Genomic DNA, 2474 nt, shown 5'->3' on the forward strand with positions numbered 1-2474 from the left:
TGTGAACGCTAAAATAAAATTGACAGTTTTTGCTCGATACGATTTTACACTATTGCCGAAAAATCAGAACAGAACTCCGATAGAGTAGTTGAGGCTATTTTATCTGGAGGGAATGGATTTGGAGGAAAAGTTAGTGCTACACATCAAGATTCATCAAATGTATCAGCAAAACATGAAAGTGGCTCAAATCGCCACAGCACTGAAGGTATCGAGACCGACGGTATATAAGTACCTGAAGATGACATATGAAGATGCCCTACATGAATTTGACGAGAAAGCCTGCTCACGAAAGAAGAAGCTCGATGCCTACCGAGACTGGATCATTGCATGGTTGGAGGAGTATCCGCATTTGAGCAGCGCACAAGTACATGACTGGTTACTTGAAAGATATCCCGGCCTGTCGGTCGGATCGAGCACGGTCAGGACATACGTGAAGGAAATCCGAGAAATCTATCAGATTGAAAAGAAAAGGATTGTCCGCCATTACGAGGCTATCCCAGAACAACCAATGGGCAAGCAAATACAGGTAGACTGGGGTGAGACCAGACAACGGACTAAAGATGGAAAAATGATAAAGCTTTATTTCATTGCGTTCGTACTTGCGCACTCTCGGATGAAGTATGTCGAATGGAGAGAACGACCGTTCACCACCAAGGACACTATTCACTGCCACGAAAATGCATTCCAATTCTATGGTGGGCGTCCTTCTGAAATCGTCTATGACCAGGATCACCTCATCGCAATCAACGAGAACGCAGGTGACGTCCTATTGACCAATGAGTTTCAAGCCTACGTGAACGAACGAAAGTTTAGAATCCACTTATGTCGTCGGGCTGACCCGGAGTCAAAGGGTATGATCGAGAACGTCGTGAAGTACATCAAACGGAACTTCGCGGACAGCCGAGTGTACCGGCATATCGAGGATTGGAACGACCGTTCCATGAGATGGTTGGAGAGGACAGGAAATCATAACGTCCATCAGACAACGAAAAAAAGACCAGCTGAAGTGTTCTCCGTCGAAAAACAACACTTACAACCGGTCTTATCGCTACTCTCTTTCGAAAGTATCCGTACCGAAAGTATAGCAAGGAACGTCAGCAAGGACAACACAATCCGTTATCGCTCAAACCGTTACACCGTCCCAATCGGGACCTACTCATCGGTCAAGAAGAAAGTGGTGTTCCTCGAAGTGACCGAACAGGAACGGTTATTGATTCGCGAATCTCCCGAGGGAGAAGTGATTGCAGACCACCGGGTCAGCAAAGAGAGCGGAAAACTGATTCAAAGCCGTGACCACCTTCGGGATCGTTCCAAAGGAATCGAAGAACTGAAGCAACAGGTCCTCACCTATTTCGAGGACAGAGAGGCGGCGTCCGATTATCTGGGTGAGCTCTCAAAGCGTTACCCGAGATACCGACGTGACCAGTTCAACATCATCAGGGACGTCGCGATCATGTATCCCAATCACTTAACGAACGCACTGGAAAAGTGTTCGCAAGAGAGTCTGTTCAGCGCCAACGATTTCCGAGACGTGGTCCACTATCTTGCGATCCTCGCGGACGATGGGTGTGATCCAAAACCCGATACCGAACGTCCGAAGAAATCCGGGATACAGGTCGCAACGAGGTCACTCCAAGCCTACACCGACATCCTGAAAGGGGTGGCGACAAAATGAGTCAAAGCGTTTCCGAGTTACAACAGGACTTTCGGCAGCTTCGTCTCGCCGAGACGGCTGACGCCCTCCCACAGATTTTGAGAGAGGCCGAAATGGCCTCCTGGACGTATATCGAATTTCTAAGTGCCATCACGAACCATGAACGCGCCAAACGAGACGCTAAAAGTTTGGAGAGACGAATGAAGTGGGCCCGATTCCCGTTCATCAAATCCCTCTCGGAGTTCAATTTGGAGGAACAGACCGCACTAACCGCCCGACAGCTGAAGCAGTTGAAACAGCTCAACTGGCTCGAACAACAGTACAACCTGATCCTCTTGGGCCCTCCGGGCGTCGGAAAGACGTTTTTGGCCGTGGGACTCGGAATCGAGGCGGTCAACCACGGGTTCAAGGTATACTTCGTCACGATGGGCGAACTCGTCCAACTATTAAAAAGTGAAGAGTTCTCAAGCAAGTCGAAGATCCAGTTAAAAAGGTTGCGAGATTCGGACCTGGTCATCATCGATGACCTGATGTATATGGCCATGGACCAACGAGAAGCCAATCTCTTCTTCCATCTCGTCAACCACCTTTATGAGCGCAGCTCGATCATCCTGACCTCGAACAAAAGCCCCGAACAATGGGGCGAATTGATCGGGGACCAGGGCATCACGACTGCGATACTGGACCGCTTACTCCATCGCGTCGAAATCATACATAGTGATGACGACAGTCATCGGATGAGAAACCGGAAATCATTGTTTTCGGCAGAAGTGTAAAAGGCAAACGAGCAAAAAGTGTCAAAATCAACTTGACGTCTACA

Annotated in this window: 2 protein-coding genes; both read left to right on the forward strand. The window is 48.6% G+C overall.

The window, feature by feature from the left end; translation table 11 throughout:
• Positions 1-133 precede the first annotated feature (133 nt).
• The gene (istA, locus tag KNP67_RS15175; protein WP_131473021.1) at positions 134-1675 is read left to right on the forward strand and encodes an IS21 family transposase; all 1542 of its coding nucleotides are present in this window, start codon (positions 134-136) and stop codon (positions 1673-1675) included.
• A complete protein-coding gene (gene istB, locus KNP67_RS15180) occupies positions 1672-2430 on the forward strand; it encodes an IS21-like element helper ATPase IstB (protein ID WP_214756978.1) in 759 nt (252 codons plus the stop codon). Before istA ends, istB begins: the two co-directional genes overlap by 4 nt.
• Positions 2431-2474: the final 44 nt, after the last annotated feature.

Source organism: Exiguobacterium sp. s157, from assembly GCF_018618205.1.
In the GTDB taxonomy this organism is placed as follows: domain Bacteria; phylum Bacillota; class Bacilli; order Exiguobacteriales; family Exiguobacteriaceae; genus Exiguobacterium; species Exiguobacterium chiriqhucha.

Excerpts from the sequence above, each read along its gene's own strand:
- istB (WP_214756978.1), top strand. The coding sequence starts at position 1,672 with ATGAGTCAAAGCGTTTCCGAGTTACAACAGGACTTTCGGCAGCTTCGT.